16 protein-coding genes and 3 tRNA genes are annotated in these 22,511 nt (G+C 61.8%); 14 read left to right on the forward strand and 5 right to left on the reverse strand.

All coding sequences use genetic code 11. From position 1 onward, the window contains the following. Positions 1–178 precede the first annotated feature (178 nt). The 3 genes from PQQ86_RS08595 (at position 179) to PQQ86_RS08605 (ending at position 3,672) form a co-directional block, all read left to right on the forward strand. Complete coding sequence (locus tag PQQ86_RS08595) at positions 179–511, forward strand: hypothetical protein (RefSeq protein WP_408265765.1); 333 nt, start codon at positions 179–181, stop codon at positions 509–511. A 319-nt stretch (positions 512–830) separates the two neighbouring features. Then, complete coding sequence (locus PQQ86_RS08600) at positions 831–2,327, forward strand: DUF1800 domain-containing protein (protein ID WP_408270175.1); 1,497 nt, start codon at positions 831–833, stop codon at positions 2,325–2,327. Between the two features lie 127 nt (positions 2,328–2,454). Further along, on the forward strand, positions 2,455–3,672 hold the full coding sequence (locus PQQ86_RS08605) for a DUF1501 domain-containing protein (protein ID WP_408265766.1): 1,218 nt from the start codon (positions 2,455–2,457) through the stop codon (positions 3,670–3,672). Between the two features lie 41 nt (positions 3,673–3,713). Here PQQ86_RS08605 and PQQ86_RS08610 read toward each other — a convergent pair whose 3' ends face one another. Continuing rightward, positions 3,714–4,538 (reverse strand): squalene/phytoene synthase family protein, encoded by an 825-nt coding sequence (locus tag PQQ86_RS08610; RefSeq protein ID WP_408270178.1) that lies wholly within the window; start codon positions 4,536–4,538, stop codon positions 3,714–3,716. A gap of 219 nt (positions 4,539–4,757) precedes the next feature. On the opposite strand from PQQ86_RS08610, the gene PQQ86_RS08615 reads away from it, so the two are divergent. Then, a tRNA-Leu gene (locus PQQ86_RS08615) sits at positions 4,758–4,844 on the forward strand. Between the two features lie 96 nt (positions 4,845–4,940). On the opposite strand, the gene PQQ86_RS08620 is transcribed toward PQQ86_RS08615, so the two are convergent. Then, on the reverse strand, positions 4,941–5,234 hold the full coding sequence (locus PQQ86_RS08620) for a hypothetical protein (protein ID WP_408265767.1): 294 nt from the start codon (positions 5,232–5,234) through the stop codon (positions 4,941–4,943). A 513-nt stretch (positions 5,235–5,747) separates the two neighbouring features. Here PQQ86_RS08620 and PQQ86_RS08625 point away from each other — a divergent pair. Beyond that, positions 5,748–8,750, forward strand: a complete 3,003-nt coding sequence (locus PQQ86_RS08625) for a DUF2339 domain-containing protein (RefSeq protein WP_408265768.1) — start codon at positions 5,748–5,750, stop codon at positions 8,748–8,750. Continuing rightward, a complete protein-coding gene (locus PQQ86_RS08630; RefSeq protein ID WP_408265769.1) occupies positions 8,747–10,270 on the forward strand; it encodes a DUF3999 domain-containing protein in 1,524 nt (507 codons plus the stop codon). Before PQQ86_RS08625 ends, PQQ86_RS08630 begins: the two co-directional genes overlap by 4 nt. 160 nt (positions 10,271–10,430) lie before the next feature. Here the strand turns inward: PQQ86_RS08630 and PQQ86_RS08635 are convergent, their stop codons facing one another. Together PQQ86_RS08635 and PQQ86_RS08640 are read right to left on the reverse strand one after the other, a co-directional pair. Continuing rightward, on the reverse strand, positions 10,431–10,883 hold the full coding sequence (locus PQQ86_RS08635; protein WP_054039525.1) for a MarR family winged helix-turn-helix transcriptional regulator: 453 nt from the start codon (positions 10,881–10,883) through the stop codon (positions 10,431–10,433). 63 nt (positions 10,884–10,946) lie between these two features. Further along, positions 10,947–12,092, reverse strand: a complete 1,146-nt coding sequence (locus PQQ86_RS08640) for a glycerate kinase (protein ID WP_408265770.1) — start codon at positions 12,090–12,092, stop codon at positions 10,947–10,949. Between the two features lie 564 nt (positions 12,093–12,656). On the opposite strand from PQQ86_RS08640, the gene tig reads away from it, so the two are divergent. From tig to PQQ86_RS08680, 8 genes are all read left to right on the forward strand, one after another. Next, positions 12,657–14,003 carry a trigger factor gene (gene tig, locus PQQ86_RS08645; RefSeq protein ID WP_408265771.1) on the forward strand — a complete coding sequence of 449 codons (1,347 nt, stop codon included), beginning with the start codon at positions 12,657–12,659 and terminating at the stop codon, positions 14,001–14,003. Between the two features lie 206 nt (positions 14,004–14,209). Further along, complete coding sequence (clpP, locus tag PQQ86_RS08650) at positions 14,210–14,863, forward strand: ATP-dependent Clp endopeptidase proteolytic subunit ClpP (protein WP_007182010.1); 654 nt, start codon at positions 14,210–14,212, stop codon at positions 14,861–14,863. Between the two features lie 197 nt (positions 14,864–15,060). Beyond that, positions 15,061–16,332, forward strand: coding sequence for an ATP-dependent Clp protease ATP-binding subunit ClpX (gene clpX / locus PQQ86_RS08655; protein ID WP_007182009.1), 1,272 nt, complete (start codon positions 15,061–15,063; stop codon positions 16,330–16,332). Positions 16,333–16,534: 202 nt separating this feature from the next. Next, positions 16,535–18,961, forward strand: coding sequence for an endopeptidase La (lon, locus tag PQQ86_RS08660; protein ID WP_408265772.1), 2,427 nt, complete (start codon positions 16,535–16,537; stop codon positions 18,959–18,961). Positions 18,962–19,212: 251 nt separating this feature from the next. Then, positions 19,213–19,575, forward strand: a complete 363-nt coding sequence (locus PQQ86_RS08665; RefSeq protein ID WP_266210673.1) for an HU family DNA-binding protein — start codon at positions 19,213–19,215, stop codon at positions 19,573–19,575. 144 nt (positions 19,576–19,719) lie between these two features. Further along, a tRNA-Val gene (locus tag PQQ86_RS08670) sits at positions 19,720–19,795 on the forward strand. Between the two features lie 47 nt (positions 19,796–19,842). After that, positions 19,843–19,919, forward strand: a tRNA-Asp gene (locus PQQ86_RS08675). Positions 19,920–20,006: 87 nt separating this feature from the next. Beyond that, positions 20,007–21,944 (forward strand): SurA N-terminal domain-containing protein, encoded by a 1,938-nt coding sequence (locus PQQ86_RS08680; protein ID WP_408265773.1) that lies wholly within the window; start codon positions 20,007–20,009, stop codon positions 21,942–21,944. A gap of 139 nt (positions 21,945–22,083) precedes the next feature. Here the strand turns inward: PQQ86_RS08680 and PQQ86_RS08685 are convergent, their stop codons facing one another. Continuing rightward, positions 22,084–22,425, reverse strand: a complete 342-nt coding sequence (locus tag PQQ86_RS08685; RefSeq protein WP_408265774.1) for a hypothetical protein — start codon at positions 22,423–22,425, stop codon at positions 22,084–22,086. Positions 22,426–22,511 lie beyond the last annotated feature (86 nt).

Here is a 22,511-nt window from a genome sequence, read left to right on the forward strand (position 1 = left end):
TCAGTTACAAAATTTACCCGCACTGTGGCACGACGTAAAGCGGGGGCAGGTAGACTCCTTTACTGAATGCGGCTGTTCGGTGGATACTTCACTCGACTAAAACTCTCGCACCCGGCTCGCTACCGGGGTTTGTATACGCATTTGAGGTAGCCGGTTGCCGCGCCACGAAGGGAACAACATGAAGGGAGGGGTTTGGCCGAATGTGCGCCTGAGCGTAATTGCGCTGGCGATTGCCGGTACGCTTGCAGGCACACTAGGACCAACGCTCGCCCACGCCCAGCCTTCGGCCGACAGAGCTGCGAGCGAGCGCGGACCCAAGCCGCCCAATTCCAAAGCGAGCCGCCGCAACCCCAACGTCACTAACGACCGCCCTGCGTCAGACGTGATGTTGCGCACTGCAGTTCCCCCCGATCTCGATCAACGCCGTCGTGATGGTCATATGACGCCCGACGAGCGGCGCCTGTTACGGCAGCACATCGAAGACGCTGTCCGCGAACTCTATAAGCGGTAGCTATTTTCGTGCCTGCTCCAGGCACGCTGGTCGCCCGCCGGTTGCCGTTCCTCCGCGCATGAAAGATTTCGTTGCACTTCCCCCGTCAACTTTCCCGTTCCATCTGCCGTTGAGTCGCCAGAGCACAGCGCGTTTCGCATGCGCGAATGCCTTTCCGTGATGCCCCGCAACCGGATGACCGATGATGAAAGTGCTGACAGGCGGTAAAAATGGGCGCTGGCTGGCAGTCATGGCCACGGCGTTAGTGGCCGTGACGTGGTGTGCGCCGGTGCCGGCCGTGCAGCAGGGCGCCTCTCATGTCCCCCGCAACACGCATCGCATGCCGGTTGCAGCCTCGGCCGATTCTTCTGCCGAGCAGGATATTCTCGATGCCGACGACGCCCGCTTCTTCCTGACGCGCGTAGGCTTTGCGCCCGATAGTGGCGAGGTCGCGCAATACGTTGGCCTCACACGCGAGCAGGCGGTCGACAAGGTGCTCGCGACAGCCCGAACCGAATCTGTCACGCCGCTGCCGGACTGGGTGCCCGAACCCATCCCAACGCGTGACATTCGCAAGACATGGACGGACGATCAACGTCGCGACGAGCAGCGGCTGCGCGGCCAGCGTTACGAACTATTACGTGCGTGGTGGGTGCGCGAGATGCTGGGCACGCCGTCGCCGCTCACCGAGCGCATGACGCTCTTCTGGCACAACCACTTCACGTCCGGCCAGGACAAGGTCCAGTATCCGCAACAGATGGCGCAGCAGAACATGCTGCTGCGCCGTGACGCGCTCGGTAACTTCGGCGAACTGCTGCACGACGTCGCGAAAGATCCGGCGATGCTGCAATACCTCGATGGTGCGAGCAATCGCAAGGGCAAGCCCAATGAAAACTTCGCGCGTGAAGTCATGGAGCTGTTCACGCTGGGCGAAGGGCACTACACACAACGCGACGTATCGGAAGCCGCGCGTGCCTACACGGGATGGAGCCTCGATCCCGACACTCAGGCGTACGTGTGGCGTGCCAACCAGCACGACGATGGCGACAAGACCGTGCTCGGTCAAACCGGTCCGTTCGACGGCGATCAGGTGCTCGATATCCTGCTTGCGCGACCCGAAACCGCGACCTTCGTCACGACCAAGCTGTGGCGTGAGTTCGTCTCCGACACACCGGACCCCGCGCGCATCGCGCCGATCGCCGCCCAGTTCCGCGCGAGTCATTACGATATCAAGGTCGCCCTGCGCGGCCTTTTCATGAGCGACGGGTTCTGGGACGACGGCGATCGCGGCGTCCTCGTGAAATCGCCGGTGGAATTCGTGGTCGGGACATTGCGTGCGTTTGACATCGGTTACGACAACACGGCACCGTTCGCCGCACAGATCCGTACGCTCGGCGAGAACCTGTTCTACCCGCCCAACGTCAAAGGATGGCCGGGCGGTACGATATGGATCAATAGTTCGACGCTGCTGGCGCGCAAGCAATTTGTCGAGCAACTGTTTCGCGCGACTGAAACTGCCCGTCCGCAGCGCATGAACAATCCGGTGGGTGCGAAGATCGCGGCGAGCGGCGCACCAGGCAATATGCAGACGAGTCCGCCGATGCAGCACGCGATGGCGCGTGTCGGCCCGGCCGGCCAGGGTGGCGTACGCTTTGACATCGACACGTGGCTTGCGCATTACAACACCGCGCCGACGGCGAAACCGGGGCTGTCGGCAGAGCTTCAGTTGCAGCACGCGGTCTTGCCGCTCACACCGGTCGACGCGATCGAAACCGATTCGACCGCCAGCGCTTATCTGGAGGCGTTGCTGATGGACCCGGCTTATCAATTGAAGTGAGGAAGTGAGCAACGCTGAAGCGCGACGGAATTGAGCCGCTCAACCGTGTAACGCCGATGAGCCGCGCAAATAAACGATCCGTCGACGATGCCAAGACACGCGCCATGACAATCGAACGAGGTGCAGGATGAAACGACGCAGCTTTCTCTCGATGGGTGCAGCCGCCAGCGCGACGCTCTGGTTGCCACGCGCGTTCGCTGCGCAGGCGGCAGAAGTGGGCGGCTCGACGAATCGAGGTTACGGCAACCTGCTGATTCTCGTCGAACTGAAGGGCGGCAACGACGGTTTGAATACCGTGATTCCATTTGCCGATCCCGCTTACTATCAGCTGCGGAAAAACATCGGCATCAAACGCGGGCAGGCGATCCAGCTCGACGAGCGCACCGCGCTGCATCCGTCGTTGCAGCCGCTGATGCCGCTTTGGCAGAGCCAGCAACTGGCGATCGTGCAGGGCGTCAGCTACGCGCAGCCGAATCTGTCGCATTTCCGCTCGATCGAGATCTGGGACACTGCTTCGCGTTCGGATCAATATTTGCGCGAGGGCTGGCTCACACGTGCGTTCGCGCAGGCGCCGGTGCCTGCTGGTTTTGCCGCTGACGGCGTGGTGATCGGCAGCGCCGAAATGGGACCGCTCGCCAACGGCGCACGCGCGATCGCACTGGTCAATCCGGCGCAGTTCGTCAAGGCTTCGCGTCTCGCCACGCCCGTGTCGCTGCACGAGCGCAATCCGGAATTGGCGCACATTCTCGACGTCGAGAACGACATCGTGAAAGCCGCCGACCGTCTGCGTCCCACACAAGGTCAGGCGCAATTGAAGACGGTGTTTCCCGGTGGTGCGTTCGGCGGTTCAATCAAGACGGCGATGCAGGTGCTCGCTGCCGGGAATACTCCGCAAGGTCAGCCGAAGAGCGGGCAGGGTGTCGCGGTGATCCGTTTGACGCTGAACGGTTTCGATACGCACCAGAATCAGCCGGGTCAACAGGCGGCTCTGCTCAAGCAACTGGCCGATGGGTTTGCGTCGATGAAATCGGCGCTGGTGGAACTCGGCCGCTGGAACGAGACGCTGGTGATGACCTATGCCGAGTTTGGCCGGCGCCCGCGTGAGAATCAGAGCAACGGCACCGACCACGGCACCGTGGCGCCGCATTTCGTCATGGGCGGGCGGGTGCGGGGCGGTTTGTACGGCGTGCCGCCGGTGCTCGCGCGGCTCGATGGCAATGGCAACTTGCCGGTCGGCGTCGATTTTCAGCAACTCTACGCGACCGTGCTCGGACCGTGGTGGGGACTCGACGCGTCCGCGATCCTGCAGCAGCGGTTCGAGCCGCTGCCGTTACTGCGCGTCTGATGACGGACGGCGTTGGCTTATCAGCATGAGGTGCCGGCCGTTTACCTCGCGCGCCATGCGATCCAGAGTTTGCGGATCGGCGTCAATGCAATGCGCTGATGCAGCACGTGATAACCGTCACGCTCGATTTCATCCAGCAGCGCCAGGGCGAGTGCCGCCTGCGCCACCAAGGTGCGCTGCGAGCGGCGCTCATTCGCGGGCATGGCGGCGAGCGCTGCTTGTAACGCGTCGCGCGCCCGCTTGGTCTCGAAGCGCATCAACTCGGTAAACGCGTCGGAATATTTCCGATTAATCAGATCCGCAGCGGTGACGTTAAAACGCTGCATCTCATCGATCGGGATATAGATGCGACCGTGGCGCGCATCATTACCGGTTTCGGCGACGAACTGCGCAAGCTGCAGCGCCTCACCGAGCGGCGCGGACCAGTTCGACGCCTGTGCGCCGTCTTTCGCCGTAGCACGCGCGACCAGCGACGCGAAGGTGCCGCCGACGCCTTGCACATAGCGCCGCAGATTCGGGTAGTCGAGATAGCGCGCCTGGTCGAGGTCCATTTCGAAACCGGCGAGCAACGCCTGCAACTCGGGATATTCGGCCTCTACGTTAGGCAGATAAGCCGCCAGCGCCTTGGAAACCGGATGTGACGGTGAGCCCGACGCGAGCGCGGCGAGCTCGTTTTGCCACCACGCGAGTTTGGTGCGGCCGATGGCGGGATCGCTGGTTTCCTTAACGGTTTCCTCGAACTCGCGACGCAGCGCGAACAGCGCGGTCAGGAGCGGTTGGCTTGCCGCGGGCGCCTGCCGAAGCGCATAGTAAGTGCTCGATCCGGGCGGCGTCGCTTTCTGCTGGCAGTATTCGTCGAAATTCACGGGATAGGAATGTGGGGAAGGGCAGGCGAACAGGGGCACGTCGGGCGTGCGTTTAGCCAAAAATTGTAGCATCGACGCCCCGCAGGCCGATGCACGAGCAAATGCAGACAAGTGCGAATCAATCGGTTAGAATCTCGCGCTTACGCTTTCGGGCGCGGATTTTAACGCGGCCGTGGGCATGCAGGACATCGGGCGGAACGCACAGCGCTTTGCCCGGCTGCGAGGGTGGCGAAATTGGTAGACGCACCAGGTTTAGGTCCTGACGCCCGCAAGGGTGTAGGGGTTCGAGTCCCCTCCCTCGCACCAAGCCTATGTAGCAGAGAACCCCGTTAAGTCTTTGGACTGACGGGGTTTTTTGTTTTTCGTATGACCTGGCGCCAGGCCTCGCGTGCCCGGCCGCGCTCAGGCGTCCGGTGCTGGCGGTTGCGGTTCGGCTTGTGTGCCTGGCAACTCGGCTTGCACGGCGCCTTCGAGAAAGCGGCGGGTCGATTCGAACGCCTGCAGCATCGGATCGGGCCACGGCGTTTGCAGCATGACCGCCTGGTGGTTTTCGAACGCCGACGACAACAGCTTTGCCAGCTCAGGCGAGCGCAGATGACGCAGCAGCACGCTGACGGCGATCGCCGTCGCCTGGCTCGCGCCGGCGGTTTGAAGTTCTGAGGCGGTGAGGGCCGCTACCTGTTTGTTGATGTCCACTGAAGCTTCCCTGGATGAAATGGGGGTGACTGAAGGCCTGGTGGCCGATCCCGAATTTTGACATGGTTGGCGGGTTGCCGCGAACGCGGATGCCTCGCCGGGCCTGCCGTGTTCGAAGCGTGACGATGGTTTTCAGCGCAGTCAGTCGATTAAACAATACGGAGTTGGACACCGCTGCCCGGTTTGCTCAGGTAATCGATGTGCCCATCGAGCTGCGCCCGAGATAAGGTGGTATCCGTTGTCACGCATATTGCGTAGATTGTTAATGCAGCTTGCGCTCATGCCAGCACATTCGTGGATTAATCCAGGGAAATAAGCAGCGCAAAGTTGGGAAAAACCGATATGCATCGGCAAATAAGCGTGACGATCCGACTGCGCTCGCCCGATGGCTAAAAAGCGCGCTTTACGTGGTATTCTGCGCGCCGATTTTCGCCGTATTGCTGACGCGATATTCGCGGATTAATTCGAGCGACAAATGGATCTCGCAACAGAAGACAATAAAAGAGGGATGCGATGAGCGTGATATTTGCCGTGATCGGCGTGGTGGTCGGGATAATCGCCGCCGTGTCGAACGATTTCTCGATCGGCTTCGGTGCATTGGTGGGTGGGGTGGCTGGCGTTGCGCTCGCACGGCTGTTGCAAAAGAGACGTCCGGGCGCCGCGAACGAACCCGCGTCCCAGCCGGCTGCGGCCGATAGCTTGAGCCGGACCGCCAGCCCATCCGGCACACTGGCCGCGCGCGTCGAGCAACTTGAGCGCGAGATCGTTGCTCTGCGCGGCGAAATCCACGAATTGCGGGCCAGCGTCACCGGTGCATCGGCGACTGAAAGCGTGGATGGCGAGCCTGCGACGTTCAAATTGCGTCCGGCCGACGTCGTGCCGCGCCCGTACGCGATGCCGCCCGCGACGGGGCAGAAGCCGCGCCGCGAGGCCGAGGCAATGCCAGCGCAACCAGCCGCCGTGCGCCCGGCGGCGAGCGCCACTGCGGTCACGCCGCCGGTGTTGGCCGGCACGCCTGCATCGAGCGCCTCGGGTGCATCGAGCAAGCAGAATGCTCAGCCACCCAGCCCGATGACGTTGTCGCCGTCCGCCGGGCCCGCGCTTTCCACCGAACAACTGCCGGCGCCAACCCCGCCCGCACCGCCGCGCCGTCCCAATCTCGCCGAACGCCTCTTCAAAAGTGGCCGCGACTGGCTATTAGGCGGCAACACGGTTGTGCGGGTCGGCATCGTCGTGCTGTTCTTCGGCATTGCGTTCCTGCTCAAATACGCGGCCGACAACAGCCTGCTGCCGATCGAATTCCGCCTCGCCGGCGTTGCGCTTGCCGCAACCGTCCTGATCGGACTCGGCTGGCGCATCGGCGAGCGCCGCGGCGCCTACGGACTGATCTTGCAGGGCGGTGGCGTCGGTGCGCTCTATCTGACCGTGTTCGCCGCAACCAGGCTCTACCATCTGCTGCCGGCGGGCGCTGCCTTGCCGCTGATGATCGCGATCTGCGGCTTGAGTGCGTTTCTGGCCGTGCGGCAGAACGCGTCGTCGCTGGCCTTCATGGGCAGCGCGGGCGGTTTCCTCGCGCCGGTGCTCCTGTCGACGGGCGGCGGCAGTCACGTGATGCTGTTCAGCTACTACGCGCTACTCAACGCGGGCATTTTCGCGATTGCGTGGTTCAAGGCGTGGCGGCCTCTCAATCTGCTCGGCTTCGTGTTCACGTTTTCGATCGGCGCCGCGTGGGGCGTGACGGCTTACCGGCCCGAGCTGCTTGCCAGCACTGAACCGTTCCTGATCCTGTTCTTCCTGATGTACGTCGGCATCGCGTTGCTCTACGCGGTGCGCCGCGAGGTCGCGCTCAAGCATTACGTCGACGGCACGCTGGTGTTCGGCACGCCGCTCGTCGCGATCGGTCTGCAAGCGGCGCTGATGAAAGGCACCGAATTCGGTCTTGCATGGAGCGCGGTGGCGCTGGCCGCGTTCTACCTCGCGATCGCGGGCTGGCTGGCGCGGCGGCGCGTGCACCTCGGCATGATGTTCGAAGCCATGCTGGCGCTGGCCGTGATCTTCGCCACGCTCGCTGTCCCGCTCGCGTTCACCGGACCGACCACGAGCGCGACCTGGGCAATCGAAGGCGCCGCGATCACCTGGCTCGCGGTGCGTCAGCGGCGTTTGATCGCGTTTGGCTTCGGCTTGCTGATGCAACTGGCCGCGGCGGGCGCGTATGTGGTCGGCACGCTCGCGCAGATCGATGCCGCGCATGCCTGGCCGATCCTCAACGGCGCGTACATCGCGAGCGTGCTGATCGCGGTCGCGGGCATCTTCACAGGATGGCGGTTGCATGGGCGCAGCGAGGCGGGCGCTTGGCACGCATGGATGCCGCAGATCGGCCTTGTCGCCAGCATGTGGGGGTTGTTGTGGTGGGTCTCTGGCGGTCTCCACGAAATCGACGCGTACGGGCAGGCGCATCTTGCGTATGACCGCGATCGTTTCGAGGCCGCAGTCATCGCGCTGTTTGCCGTTCTGACAGCGTGGCTCGCGCATGGCGCGCGCCGCAAGCTGCGTTGGCCGCTCGCCGGACTGCCTGCTCTGGCGCTCGTGCCGGTTCTCGCTCTGCTGACCTTGAGTCTGTTCATGTTGAGCATGGCGCCGGTCAGCGGCTACGGTTGGCTGGTTTGCGCGGTTGTCGCAGCGTCCACCTACCTGCTGCTGTGGCGTCAGCAGCGCGAAGTCGGCGATCGTGTGCTTGCGCCGCTTCATACACTGATGTTCTGGACAGCCGGCGCGCTCATCGCGCTCGAAGGCTATTGGGGCTTGCGCGCTTACGTGCCGGAAGGCACATGGAGCTGGAGCGCGTGGGCTTATGGCTTCGGCATTCTGCTGCTGTTGGTGGCGGGCATCGGGCACCGTTTGGGCTGGCCGGTCGAGCGTTTCGTAACGGCCTATCAGGTGTGGGCAGCGGCGCCGCTCGCCGCCTTGCTGTGGGCGTGGAGCATCGCGAGCGTGACGAGCGACGGCAGCGCCGCGCCGCTCTTCTGGCTACCGATTCTCAATCCGCTGGATGTGGCGCAAATCCTCGCGTTCATCGCCTGCGCCGTGTGGCTGCGGCGGCTGCGCGCACTCGGTGTGCACTGGCATCCGCGGGCTTTCGACTACGCGGTGCTCGCGACGCTGTTCCTATGGTTCAACGCATTGCTGCTGCGCACGCTGCATCATTGGATCGGCGTCCCATACCAGCTCGACGAGATGTCACACTCGATGTTCGTGCAGGCTTCGGTATCGGTGTTCTGGACGGTCTGCGCGCTGGCTATGATGATCTGGGCTACGCGCCGGGCGAGCCGCATATTATGGTTCATCGGCGGCGGCCTGCTGGCGGCGACCGTCGTCAAGCTGTTCCTGTTCGATTTGTCGCACGTGACGGGTATCGAACGGATCGTATCGTTCATCGGTATCGGCGTGATGCTGCTGTTGATCGGCTACTTCTCGCCGTTGCCGCCCAAAGCGGCAGTTCTGGAAACTGAGCAATGAAGCGTGTCCTGATAGCGACGGGGTGGTGTCTTGCAATCTCGTCTGTGTGGGTATCGATGGCGGCGGTAGCGGCCGATCGTTTTGCCCATCGTTTTGCGCTCGAACTCGAAAGCGGCGCCGCCTATTACAGCGTGCCGCTGCCGGCTGCCGTGTACGCTGCCAGCCAGCGCAACGATCTCGGCGATGTGCGCGTGTTCAATGGCGCCGGCGAACCTGTACCTTATTCGCTCGACGCGCCACATGAGTCGGCCCGCGCACCGGCCACATTGCGAACGGTGCACTGGTTTCCCTTGCCGCCCGCCGCTTCCGGCGGCACCGGTGCGCCACTCGGCGTGACGATTGCCGCGGACGGATCGCTACGGGCAACATCGGCGCCGCCCGATCGCGCACAACATGACACCGACCTGATCGATGTCGCGCGCGAGGCGCGGGGCGAAGCTCGGGTCGATGCCTTGGTTGTTCATGTGCGCGACGACAATTACCAGGGGCGCGTCAGCGTCGAGTCGAGTGACGATCTGCGCAACTGGCAACCCGCGGGCGAGGCGCAACTGCTCAAGGTCAGCTACAACGGCAGCACGTTGAGCCAGGATCGCATCGAGCTCAACGGGATGCGCGCGCGTTATCTGCGCTTGCACTGGCTCGACGGCGCGCCGTATGTCGAATCGATCGACGCTCAGGTGCAGGTGGCCAGCGCCGGCGCGGCGCAGCGCGCGGATATGCAACGGCAATGGCGCGAAGGTATCGTGGCACGTCCGGGGCCGAAAGCCGGCGAGTATTTCTTCGAGACCGGGGGGCCTTATCCCGTCGATCGTTTGCGCCTGAATCTCCCGCAGCCAAATACCGTGGCGCCAGCCGTCGTCTATTCGCGCTCGGGTCTGGAGACGGCGTGGCGAGAGGTATCGAGCGCGATGCTGTTCCGCTTGCACAACGGCACGGTGGAGCAGAGCAATCCATCGCTTGAAATGGCGCCCGACACGGATCGTCAATGGCGCGTGGTGGTCGACACGCGCAATGGCGGTTTGGGCAGCGGCGCGTTGAGCGTCGCCGCGGGCTGGCGTCCGGCGACGCTCACTTTCGTCGCGCGCGGCGCTGCGCCGTTCACGCTGGTGGTGGGGAGTGCGGCTGCGGTGTCGTCGGCAGTGAGCCGGGCGGACCTGCTGATGGGTGCTTCGTCGGTTGCCGTGGCGGCGCGACTGGGTGAGGAACTTCCCGTTGGGCAGGAAACCGATGCGCAGTCATCGGGCAAAGACCCTGACGCAATGCGGCGCTATATGTTGTGGGCCGCTTTGTTGCTGGCCGTCGGCTCGCTCGGTGCAATCGCCTGGCGGCTCGCGCGTGGCGCTCAGGGGCAGGCCGGGGGTCGGGCTGGTGGCGTGGCCGACGGCGGCGGTGGAGTGGCTGGAGCGGCCGGCGATGCCGGATTGGCAGGTGATGCGCTCGGCGCGGCAGGCGCCGCGAGCGCTACAGCCAAGGACGCAGGCACCGCCAGCGCTGACGGTCAAAGCACCGAAAAGAAGTGACTTCGGTGCGAGCGTATTTCGGCGTAGAGGATTGCAGGAAACCGTGCAACTGGAACGTGCCGAGGGGCTGCCTGCAGCCGGGGAATCCGCGCTGCACAGAGCGATCGCGCGGCGCCAGGTGAGTGCATGGCGCGGGCACCCCGCGGCTGCGCGCCGTTACTTACTCCTCGCGCTCCGACATCGTGTTGATGATCTTGTCCAGCGCTTCGCCGAACGCGAGTTTTTCCTGTTCGTCGAGGCAGTCGAACATATCCCCGTTCCATTTACGCGCGATCGGCATCACCTTGCGATAGAGCGCGCGGCCTTCAGGGGTCAGCGACACCAGCACGACGCGGCCGTCTTCGGCGCTCGGCTCACGCTTCACGAGTCCTTGCTTGATCAACGCCTCAGCGGCACGGCTCGCCTGACTCTTGTCGAGGTTGGCGTGCCGCGCCAGTTCCATGATCGAAAACGGTCCGAACGAACCCACCGACGCCACCACCCTTGCTTCAGGCAATGTCACGCCCAGTTTGTCCTGATAGCGCTCGCTGATGCCACGCTCGGCGAGTTTGTTCAGGACGTGCAGACGGTACGTGAGGAACTGTTCGAGTCCGGTTCTGGCGGAGGCCTTCATTGTCTTCCCGTGATGAGTGGCGCGGTCGTGGCGCAGTGATTGTTGCCGCAACCGTTCCGCCGGTCAACGCGCGCCGTATTTCAGGCGCGTCAACTGTTCGGCCGCGTCCGCCAGCAAACGCGCCGCGTCGCGAATCGCAACCTCGAGCGTGATCGGCCCCGGGGCCGGAGAGAAGCAGCCACTGAAGTATTCGGCGAGGCGCGGGAGCGCCGCGGAGTCAACCGCGCCGGAGAGCAGCGTGGCCGGCACGCCCGCTGCCTGCGCATGACGGCACGCGATGAACGGCGCCTTGCCATGCAGCGTTTGCACGTCCGAGCGGCCTTCGCCGGTGATCAGCCAGTTCGCGCCCTCAAGCGCCGCGTCCAGACCGATCTGGCGCGCGACGGTTTCCGCGCCCGGCTCGAACTGCGCGCCGAGCATGTGCAGCGCAAAGCCGAGGCCGCCGGCCGCACCCGCGCCAGGTTGGTCGCGTGCCGTGCGTCCCAGCGCCGCTTCGAGCAGATCGGCGAAGCGGGCGAGGGCGGCGTCGATCGGGGCAACCTGCTCCGGCTTCACACCTTTTTGCGGACCGAACACCGCGGTTGCGCCGTGATCGCCGGTCAGGGGATTATCCACGTCTGACATGCCGACGAATTGTGTGTCCGCGAGACGCGCGTCAAGTTGCGACACGTCGAGGCGCGCCACGCGCGCGAGTTGTTCGGGCGTGGCGTCGAGTTCTTTGTCCTGTGCGTCGAAAAGTTTCAGCCCGAGGCCGGCCAGCAAGCCGGCGCCGCCGTCGTTCGTGCTGCTGCCGCCGAGCGCGACGAAAAAGCGCCGCACGCCTGCATCGAGCAGTGCGCGAATTGCTTCGCCCATGCCGCGCGTGCTGCGCGCCTCGACCGGTACGCCCATGCCGACCGGATCGGTAATACCGACGATTTCCGCTGTTTCGATGATCGCACTGCCGTCCGCTAGCAGACCCGTGAGTGCCTCGCGCACCGGACCGGCCGCGCCGCGCACGCTCAGCTTGCGGCGTTCGCCGCCGCTCGTGAGCATGGCGTCGAGTGTGCCTTCGCCGCCGTCGGCCATCGGACAGATGCGCACGCTGGCGTCCGGCCGGGCGCGCTGGATGCCGGACGCAATCGCCTGCGCGACCTGTTCCGCGCTGAGCGAACCTTTGAAGGAATCGGGAGCAATGACGACGACAGGCGAGGACGGCAAATTCGGCATGGTGTCTCTGAATGGTTGGAGTCGTTGCGAGGGCGGGTGAATTGACCAGATGCGGGCGCAGCCACGAGCGCGTCCGTAAGCTTATCAGCATGGGCGCGCCGACTGAATATGTCGAACGGCATAGCCGGGATTGTCCGTGAAGACACGTGCGGGATCCATCCGTGCGAACGCGGGCGGCGGGCGCGACGCTCGGTAATGCGGGCGCTTCCGGCGGCAGCGCGGCAGGCGAAAGGGCTCGTTAAGATGCCGTAAGTGGGCTGAAAACTGGCAGGGGCTGGGCGTGAAGCGGTCAGCGAACAGCCGCCAGGCAACCTGCAAACTGGCGAAAAACAGCGCGGAAAACGGCTCGAACGCCGATAAAAGCGCGCGCAATCATCGAATCCCGGCTAAGCGTGCAAATAGTTTGCTAAAATATTCGGCTCTTTGGACCCAACCGTGCTGCCGGCGGCCTGCAAGCCCGCGGCGCAGGCGCGCAATCGATGCCAGACGACGCAAACGCGACATCGAAAAGCGGCACGGAGAAGATAACTGATTCGCTCGAATAATTTTAGGACGATTGAAGCCATGGCTAACGTTGTTGAAAACCTCGGCAAGCTCGAACGCCGCGTAACGATTTCCCTGCCGAAGGACACCGTGCAGAAGGAAGTGGACTCGCGTATCCGCCAACTGGCAAAGAACGTGCGCATGCCGGGTTTCCGCCCGGGCAAGGTGCCGCTCAAGATGGTGACGCAACAGTATTCGGGCCAGGTTGAAGCTGAAGTGCTGAGCGACAAGGTCGGCAAGGAATTTTTCGACATCAGTCGCGCCGAAAACCTGCGCGTTGCCGGTCAGCCGAGCTTCGCGCCGAAGGCCGACGCTGCTGAAGGCGACTACGCGTTCGACGCGACATTCGAGGTGTATCCGGAAGTGAAGCTGGGCGACGTCGGCACGGCTGAAATCGAACGCACCACGACCACCATCAGCGAAGCGGAAATCGACCGCACGCTGGACATCCTGCGCAAGCAGCGCGTGCACTTCCACGCTCGCGGCGAAGCCGGCGAGCATGGCGACGGCGGCGCGGACACGGCGGCTAAAGACGGCGACCGCGTGACGGTCGACTTCGTCGGCAAGATCGACGGTGAAGTGTTCCAGGGCGGCAGTGCTGACGACTTCGCATTCGTGCTGGGCGAAGGCCGCATGCTGCCGGAATTCGAAAAGGCAGCGCTGGGTCTCGCGGTCGGCGCATCGAAGGAATTCGACCTGGCTTTCCCGGCTGACTACCACGGCAAGGACGTCGCCGGTAAGACTGCGCAATTCACGATCACGATGAAGAAGATCGAGTGGCCGCATCTGCCGGAAATCGACGCTGAATTCGCAAAGTCGCTCGGTATCGAAGACGGCGATCTGGTCAAGATGCGCGCTGAGATCAAAGACAATCTCGAACGCGAAGCGAAGCGCCGCACGCAAGCCATCGTCAAGAATCAGGTGATGGACGCGCTGCTGAAGATTTCGGAGCTCGACGTGCCGACCGCCTTGATCGCACAAGATCAGGAACGTCTGGTCGGCATGGCGCGTCAAGACCTCGAGCAACGTGGCGTGCCGAACGCCGCTGACGCACCGATCCCGGCTGAAATGTTCAAGGAACAGGCTGAGCGCCGCGTGAAGCTGGGCCTCGTGCTGGCCGAGCTGGTCAAGGCCAACGAACTGCAAGCCAAGCCGGAGCAGATTCGTGCCGAAGTCGACGAATTCGCGAAAAGCTACGAAGACCCGAAGGAAGTCGTCCGCTGGTATTATTCCAACCAGCAGCGTCTTGCAGAAATGGAAGCGTACGTCGTTGAAGCCAACGTCGTCGATTTCGTCCTCAGCAAGGCCAAGGTGACGGACAAGGAAGTAAGCTTCGAAGAACTGGCAAGCGCAACGGCGCAAGCGTAAGCGTCGCTGCAACGGCGTGCCGGCTGTCGAAGCGACGGCCCGCACGCCGTTTTTTTGTGCTGTGAAAGTGCGGTGCGTTTTGCATGGCGTGTTTCACACTGCGTCGCATGCCGCGTTGGCACTGATCGGGCACTTGAATACGGGCTCGTCGACCACACCTGTCTAGCATCTAATATTTAGAATATTTCCAGACAAGGATCCATTGCATGACCTTTCGCGCCCAAATGCTGGACACGTTGACCTCCCAGTCGTCCCGGGATCTCGAAGCGCAGGCGCTCGGACTGGTGCCGATCGTCGTGGAAACGAGCGGCCGGGGCGAGCGCTCGTATGACATCTATTCGCGTCTGCTGAAGGAACGCATCGTGTTCCTGGTCGGCGAAGTGAACGACCAGACGGCCAACCTCGTCGTCGCGCAGATGTTGTTCCTTGAAAGTGAAAACCCGGACAAGGACATCAGCTTCTACATCAACAGCCCGGGCGGTTCGGTTTCGGCCGGGATGGCGATCTACGACACGATGCAGTTCATCAAGCCGGACGTGTCGACGCTGTGCATGGGTCTCGCGGCCAGTATGGGCGCGTTCCTGCTGGCGGCGGGCGCGAAGGGCAAGCGCTTTGCGCTGCCGAATTCACGTGTGATGATTCACCAGCCGCTGGGCGGGGCGCGCGGCCAGGCGTCGGACATCGAAATCCAGGCGCGTGAAATTCTGTACCTGAAGGAACGTCTGAATCATCTGCTCGCGCACCACACCGGCCAGCCGGTCGAGCGTATTGCGCGCGACACCGACCGCGACAATTTCATGTCCGGCGATGACGCGCAAGCTTACGGTCTGGTTGACCAGGTGGCGCACAAGCGTCCTTGAAGTGTCCCTGAAACGCCGGTGCGGCCTTGCCCCAAAACGGGGCAAGGCCGTCGTCGGATCGGTTGTGAAATAATCAAGACTCGTCCGAGTGCCTGCGGCAAACGCCGTCACCTTGGCTCAAGCCCTGCCACGCCCAAACTGCGAGGCCGGGGCAAACGGCGTATCATGTAATCGAGTGTCCGGAGGCTCACACATCTATGGCGGACAAGAAAGGTTCTAACAGCGAAAAGCTGTTGTATTGCTCGTTCTGCGGCAAGAGCCAGCATGAAGTCAAAAAACTGATTGCCGGCCCGTCGGTGTTCATCTGTGATGAATGTATCGACCTGTGCAACGAAATCATCCGCGATGAGGCTGCAGGTGCGGGCATTGAGGCGGGCTTGTCCAAGTCCGATCTGCCGAGTCCGCAGGAAATCCGTGAAATCCTCGACCAGTACGTGATTGGTCAGGAACGCGCGAAGAAGATTCTCGCAGTCGCGGTGTACAACCACTACAAGCGCCTCAAGCACCTCGACAAGAAGGACGAGATCGAGCTGTCCAAGAGCAACATCCTGCTGATCGGCCCGACCGGTTCCGGCAAGACCCTGCTTGCTCAGACGCTCGCGCGCCTTCTGAACGTCCCGTTCGTCATTGCCGATGCAACGACGCTGACGGAAGCCGGCTACGTCGGCGAAGACGTCGAGAACATCATTCAGAAGCTGCTGCAGAATTGCAATTACGAAGTCGACAAGGCCCAGCGTGGCATTGTCTACATCGACGAAATCGACAAGATCAGCCGCAAGTCCGACAACCCGTCGATCACCCGCGATGTGTCGGGCGAAGGCGTGCAACAGGCCCTGCTGAAACTGGTCGAAGGCACGATGGCGTCGGTGCCGCCGCAGGGTGGCCGTAAGCATCCGAATCAGGACTTCATCCAGGTTGACACCACCAATATTCTGTTCATTTGCGGTGGCGCATTCGACGGTCTCGAGAAAGTCATCGTCGACCGTACCGAGAAAACTGGTATTGGCTTCGGTGCAAGCGTAAAGAGCAAGCAGGACCGCGACGCCGGTGAAGTGCTGCGCGAAGTGGAGCCGGAAGATCTGATCAAGTTCGGTCTGATTCCTGAACTGATCGGCCGTCTGCCGGTGGTGGCTACGCTCGGCAAACTCGACGAAGTCGCGTTGATGAAGATCCTCGTCGAACCGAAGAATGCTCTGGTGAAGCAATACCACAAGCTGTTCAATATGGAGCGCGTCGAGCTCGAAATTCGCCCGGCTGCGTTGCAGGCTGTTGCACGTAAAGCGATCCGTCGCAAGACGGGCGCTCGCGGCCTGCGCTCCATCCTGGAACAGGCGTTGCTTGATGTCATGTACGATTTGCCGCAGATGAAAGGTGTTAGCAAGGTCATCATCGACGACAACGTGATTGACGGCGACGGGAAACCCCTACTGATCTACGAAGACGCGCCCAAAGTGGCGGGTTCAAACTGATCGGCTTTCGGGTTCTGCAAAAAAAGCCGTTCATGGCAACGTGAACGGCTTTTTTCGTTTATCGTGTGGTCAGGATGGTTGTTTTCACTATGGAGTCACTGAACCTTCGGAGTCACTGAACTTTTCCCACACGCGGAGGCTTGCAATCTTTTCTGCTGGCCTCACCTATCGAACGAACTGATTCCACTCATGGGGAAATGAAATGTCAGGAACCCAACTCCTTCCGCCGGAACGCATTACGCTCCCGCTGCTCCCGCTGCGTGACGTAGTCGTCTTCCCGCACATGGTGATTCCGCTCTTCGTAGGCCGCCCGAAGTCGATCAAGGCTCTCGAAGCAGCGATGGAAGGCGGCAAGCACATCATGCTCGTCGCCCAGAAAACGGCTGCGAAAGATGAGCCGACCGAAAAGGACATGTACGAAGTAGGGTGTATCGCCAACATCCTGCAAATGCTGAAGCTGCCCGATGGCACCGTTAAGGTGCTCGTCGAGGGCTTGCAGCGCGCGAAAACGCTTTCCATCGAAGAACAGGAAACGCAGTTCTCGTGCGAAGTCATGCCGCTCGAACCCGACCACGCCGACAGCGCTGAAACTGAAGCGCTGCGCCGCGCGATCGTGTCGCAGTTCGATCAGTATGTGAAGCTGAACAAGAAGATCCCGCCGGAGATCCTGACGTCGCTGTCGGGTATCGACGAGGCTGGCCGCCTGGCCGACACGATCGCGGCGCATCTGCCGCTCAAGCTCGACCAGAAGCAGCACATCCTCGAAATGTTCCCGGTCATCGAGCGCCTCGAGCATCTGCTCGCGCAACTCGAAGCGGAGATCGACATCCTGCAGGTCGAAAAGCGCATCCGTGGGCGTGTGAAGCGCCAGATGGAGAAGAGCCAGCGCGAGTACTACCTGAACGAACAGGTCAAGGCGATCCAGAAGGAACTGGGCGAGGGCGAAGAAGGTGCGGATCTCGAAGAACTCGAGAAGCGCATCACGGCTGCCCGCATGCCGAAGGAAGCCAAGAAGAAGGCCGACGCCGAGCTGAAGAAGCTCAAGCTGATGTCGCCGATGTCGGCTGAAGCGACCGTCGTGCGTAACTACATCGATACGCTGATCGGCCTGCCGTGGCGCAAGAAGAGCAAGGTCAACAACGACCTCTCGAATGCGGAACGCGTGCTCGACGAAGACCACTTCGGTCTCGAGAAAGTGAAGGAACGCATTCTCGAGTATCTTGCGGTCCAGCAACGTGTCGACAAGGTGAAAGCGCCGATCCTGTGCCTCGTTGGGCCTCCGGGTGTCGGTAAGACGTCGCTGGGTCAGTCGATCGCTCGCGCTACGAACCGCAAGTTCGTGCGTATGGCGCTCGGCGGCGTGCGCGACGAAGCCGAGATTCGCGGTCACCGTCGTACGTACATCGGTTCGATGCCCGGCAAGATTCTGCAAAGCCTGGCCAAGGTCGGCGTGCGCAATCCGCTCTTCCTGCTCGACGAAGTCGACAAGATGGGCCAGGATTTCCGCGGCGATCCGTCGTCGGCTCTGTTGGAAGTGCTCGATCCGGAACAGAACCATACGTTCGCCGATCACTACGTCGAAGTCGACTTCGATCTGTCGGACGTGATGTTCGTGGCGACGTCGAACTCGCTGAACATTCCTCCGCCGCTGCTCGACCGGATGGAAGTGATCCGTCTGTCGGGTTATACGGAAGACGAGAAGGTCAGCATCGCGCAACGTTATCTTTTGCCCAAGCAGAAGAAAAACAACGGCCTCAAGGATGGCGAGGTCGATGTGACGGAAACTGCGATCCGCGACATCATTCGTTACTACACGCGTGAAGCGGGCGTCCGTTCGCTCGAGCGTGAAATTTCGAAGATCTGCCGCAAGGTCGTGAAGATGCTTCTGCTGAAGAAGGCGGAAGGCGCGGTAACGGTCGACGGCAGCAATATCGACACCTTCCTCGGCGTGCGCAAGTACGACTTCGGTCTGGCCGCGAAGGAAAATCAGGTTGGCCAGGTCACGGGTCTTGCGTGGACGGAAGTGGGCGGCGATCTGCTGACCATCGAAGCCGCGGTGATGCCGGGTAAGGGCAATGTGATCCGCACGGGTTCGCTCGGCGACGTGATGAAGGAATCGGTCGAGGCTGCGCGCTCCGTGGTCCGCTCGCGTTCGCGCCGTCTGGGTATCAAAGACGAAGCGTTCGAGAAGCAGGATATTCACATCCACGTGCCGGAAGGCGCGACGCCGAAGGACGGTCCGTCGGCCGGTATTGCGATGACCACCGCGCTGGTGTCGGTGTTGACTGGTATTCCGGTTCGTGCCGATGTCGCGATGACGGGCGAAATCACGTTGCGTGGCGAAGTCCTGCCGATCGGCGGCCTGAAGGAAAAACTGCTGGCAGCGCATCGCGGCGGTATCAAGCTGGTGCTGATTCCGGAAGAAAACGTCAAGGACTTGACGGAGATTCCGGACAACGTGAAGAACGCCATCGAAATCATGCCGGTCCGCTGGATCGACAGGGTGCTCGAACTGGCGCTTGAACGTGTGCCGCAGGCCTTGCCGGACGAAGAGCCCAAGCCCGCTGCGCCTGTCGCGGCGGCTGAGCCGGGTAAAGACGCTGCTGCAACGGAAGTCGTCAAACACTAAGCTAGTCAGCGGCGAAAGCTGTTTGCTGTATAAAACGCGCGGCCTCGGTCGCGGGTTTTTTAATGCCTGCGAGATACCGGAAATCACGTCCGGAATGCGCGCAATCCCACTTTTTGAGTAAAGGACGTTCTGAGCCGTCGACTGGTTGCGCGCGCATCGATCTATAGCAAGATCTGGTGACAGAGAACGCCCTCCAGAACCGCTTAAATCAGGCTCAACCCCGCTTGACACAAGGGTTTCGGCCAATTCTAATGAGTCGGCTCGGCGTTACCCGCCGGCCGCGTGATGCCAGGCGCTACAGAGCGCCGTCACGATTGCCACAAACATTCTCGGGGGTTGGAATGAATAAAACGGAATTGATCGATCACATTGCCCAGCAAGCCGATATTTCGAAGGCTGCGGCAGGTCGTGCACTCGACGCGGTGATCGGTGGGGTCAAAGGTACATTGAAGAAGGGCGGTTCGGTGACGCTGGTGGGTTTCGGCACTTTTGCCGTGGGCAAGCGTACCGCGCGCACAGGACGCAATCCGCGCACTGGCGCCGCCATCAAGATCAAGGCAGCGAAGGTCCCTAAATTTAGGCCTGGCAAAGCTCTGAAGGATGCGCTAAACTAATGGGCTTGCTGCTTGAGGAATTGCGGGTTCGTTAGAAAGAAGTGCGACGAATTCTGCGTGATCTATGTGACTTGGCGTCGCACTAGTTGATACGCAAGTTGATCAATCAGGCAGCAAAAGCAGAAGCACGCTGAATCGCGAAACGGGTGCTTAGCTCAGTTGGTAGAGCGGCGCCCTTACAAGGCGTAGGTCGGGAGTTCGAGCCTCTCAGCACCCACCAGTTTCAGATTCGGCATAGTGGTTCTGTTTAGTACAAGTGCAGTATAAGGAGTGGTAGTTCAGTCGGTTAGAATACCGGCCTGTCACGCCGGGGGTCGCGGGTTCGAGTCCCGTCCACTCCGCCAGTATCCACGAAAGGCGAACTCCGGTTCGCCTTTTTTATTGCCCGCTGTTGTAAGATCGGGCGTTCTGTTTTTGGCACTCCCTCACGCATGCTCGATTTTTTCCGCAATCACAAACGCCTGATGATGTTCATGCTCATCCTCGTCATTGTGCCGGGGTTGGGTTTTGTGGGTATTCAAGGCTTCCGCGGCTTCTTTGACGAAAGTGCAAACGTCGCCAGCGTCAACGGCCACAAGATTACTCGCGCAGAGTATGACGACGCGATGCGTCAGCAGCTAGACCGCGCCCGTCAAATGCTCGGTGCGCAGTTCGACATGAAGTCGTTCGACACGCCTGCGCGCCGTAGCGAAATGCTCGACGGTCTGATCGAGCAGCGAGTGCTGGCCGACGAAACACAGCGCCTGCATCTGACCGCTTCTGACGACGCCGTGCGCCGTGTGCTGCTGAACGATCCGGTGATCTCGTCGCTGAAGAATCCTGACGGCTCGATCGACGTCGACCGTTACAAGCAGCTGCTCGCAATGCAAGGCATGACGCCCGATCAATACGACGAACGCGTGCGTTACAGCATTTCCACGCAGCAGTTGCCTGCAAGCATTCAAGGCAGCGCCTTCACATCGAAGACGCTCGCACAGCATCTCACCGAGCTCGCCGAACAGCAGCGCGAAGTGCAGGGTATTGCGTTCCATCCGCGCGACTATGCAGCGAAGGTGCAGCCCACGGACGCGCAACTTCAGGCGTATTACGACGCGCATCGCAACGCCTTCGCCACGCCCGCAACTGCAACGATCCAGTACCTTGTGATGTCGCCGGCAACGTTGTCTGCCGCCGTGCAGCCGAGCGATGCTGATCTGAAAAAGTACTACGACGACAACATCGCCCATTACCGAACGGACGGTCAGGTGCGCGCGAGCCACATCCTGATCGCCGCGCCGAAAGATGCAAGCGCGGCTGACAAGGCTAAGGCAAAGCAGAAGGCCGATGAGGTACTCGCGCAGGTCAAGGCACATCCGGACCAGTTCGCGCAGATCGCGCAGCAGAATTCGCAGGATCCGGGTTCGGCGTCGAAGGGCGGTGACCTGGGTTACTTCGGTCGCGGCATGATCGCAGGCGGTCAGGCGTTCGACGACGCGGTGTTCGGTCTCAAGAAAGACGAAGTCAGCGGCATCGTGCAGACCGACTTCGGCTATCACATCGTCAAGGTCACGGACGTGAAGCCGGCCGTCACCAAGCCGTTCGACGAAGTGAAAGATCAGATTGCAAAAGACCTGAAAACGCAGTTGGCGAGCAAGGCATTTAGTGACGACTCGGAAGGCTTCACGTCGATCGTTTACGAGAAGGCGAAGACCCTGCAGCCCGCTGCCGACAAGTACAAGCTGCAACTTCAAACGGCCACGGTTACGCCGCAGCCGGATCCGAAGCTGCCGCCTGACAGCCCGCTGAACAATGCGAAGTTCCTGGCTGCCGTGTTCGCGAACGACGCGGTCACCGCGCGCAACAACACGCAAGCGATCGACGTCGGCGGTAACGCGCTGATTGCGGCCCGCGTGACCGATTACAAGGCTGCAGCCGTGCCGGCGCTCGACGCCGTCAAGGACGCAGTGCGTCAGAAAGTGATCGCGGTTCAGTCGAACGAGGCCGCTCACAAGGAAGGCATCGCGAAACTGGCGGAGCTCGACAAGTCGAAGGCCACGACGGGCTTCTCGTCGTCGCTGAAGGTGTCGCGCAACGATGCGCAAGGCGTGCCGCCGGCTGCATTGAGTGCAATCTACAAAGCAGACGCGCAAAAATTACCTGCGTACGTCGGTGTGGACCTTGGCGACGACGGCTATGCGATCTATCGCGTGAACGCGGTCGTTGCAAGTGCCCCGATCGATCCGCAACGTCTGGCTGCTGCGCAACAGCAGATTGCGCAAGTCGATGCGCAGTCCGACGCTGAAGCTTACGTCGAGTCGCTGCGCGCCCGTTCGAAGGTGAAGTTCTACGGCTCGCTCGACAGCAGCAATGCGCAGGCGAGCGGCCAATAAGCACCGGCGTGGGCGCGCGCAAGCAGGTAAAGCGCGCAGCCACAAAAAAGCCCCGCAATTGCGGGGCTTTTTCATTTGACGCGTGCAAGCGCGTCAAATGGTCTGCCGGGGAGCGCAGCTTGTTATGTCGTTAGCCGCCCTAGAGGCAAGCGCTGATCGAACTGGTGGCATCGCTGCCCGCAGCGCCACTGGCGCGGAAGCCGACCCATGACCCCGGGCCGCTGTAGGAGGGCCGTACGACGGCGGCTGCGCCGTTAGGTGGCTGTTGACCCGGCACATAGACATCCATTGCCTGGTCGTTAGCCATGGTGTCTTGCGACACGACTTGCTGTTGCGAACTATCGGCCCATTTTTGCGCGATGCAGGTCGCGACGGCCTTCGGCGGCTGCTGGCTTTGGCCCACGGATTGGACACCTGCCGGCGGTTGAGCGGCGCATGCAGAAATTGCCACGGTCAAAGCGATTAACGGTAAATATTTCACGTTATCTCCTCAGAAGTCGCTCAGAATCGAGCCGGGTTGCGCGGGATTACGAAAGTCGGAGCGATCTTGCCGATCCGCGCTCCCCA

Source organism: Paraburkholderia sediminicola, from assembly GCF_046026675.1.
Classification (GTDB): domain Bacteria; phylum Pseudomonadota; class Gammaproteobacteria; order Burkholderiales; family Burkholderiaceae; genus Paraburkholderia; species Paraburkholderia sediminicola_F.

Excerpts from the sequence above, each read along its gene's own strand:
- PQQ86_RS08665 (WP_266210673.1), top strand. The coding sequence starts at position 19,213 with ATGAGTCGGCTCGGCGTTACCCGCCGGCCGCGTGATGCCAGGCGCTAC.
- PQQ86_RS08680 (WP_408265773.1), top strand. The coding sequence starts at position 20,007 with ATGCTCGATTTTTTCCGCAATCACAAACGCCTGATGATGTTCATGCTC.
- clpP (WP_007182010.1), top strand. The coding sequence starts at position 14,210 with ATGACCTTTCGCGCCCAAATGCTGGACACGTTGACCTCCCAGTCGTCC.
- PQQ86_RS08605 (WP_408265766.1), top strand. The coding sequence starts at position 2,455 with ATGAAACGACGCAGCTTTCTCTCGATGGGTGCAGCCGCCAGCGCGACG.
- tig (WP_408265771.1), top strand. The coding sequence starts at position 12,657 with ATGGCTAACGTTGTTGAAAACCTCGGCAAGCTCGAACGCCGCGTAACG.
- PQQ86_RS08625 (WP_408265768.1), top strand. The coding sequence starts at position 5,748 with ATGAGCGTGATATTTGCCGTGATCGGCGTGGTGGTCGGGATAATCGCC.
- PQQ86_RS08630 (WP_408265769.1), top strand. The coding sequence starts at position 8,747 with ATGAAGCGTGTCCTGATAGCGACGGGGTGGTGTCTTGCAATCTCGTCT.
- PQQ86_RS08635 (WP_054039525.1), bottom strand. The coding sequence starts at position 10,883 with ATGAAGGCCTCCGCCAGAACCGGACTCGAACAGTTCCTCACGTACCGT.
- lon (WP_408265772.1), top strand. The coding sequence starts at position 16,535 with ATGTCAGGAACCCAACTCCTTCCGCCGGAACGCATTACGCTCCCGCTG.
- PQQ86_RS08595 (WP_408265765.1), top strand. The coding sequence starts at position 179 with ATGAAGGGAGGGGTTTGGCCGAATGTGCGCCTGAGCGTAATTGCGCTG.
- PQQ86_RS08600 (WP_408270175.1), top strand. The coding sequence starts at position 831 with ATGCCGGTTGCAGCCTCGGCCGATTCTTCTGCCGAGCAGGATATTCTC.
- PQQ86_RS08640 (WP_408265770.1), bottom strand. The coding sequence starts at position 12,092 with ATGCCGAATTTGCCGTCCTCGCCTGTCGTCGTCATTGCTCCCGATTCC.
- clpX (WP_007182009.1), top strand. The coding sequence starts at position 15,061 with ATGGCGGACAAGAAAGGTTCTAACAGCGAAAAGCTGTTGTATTGCTCG.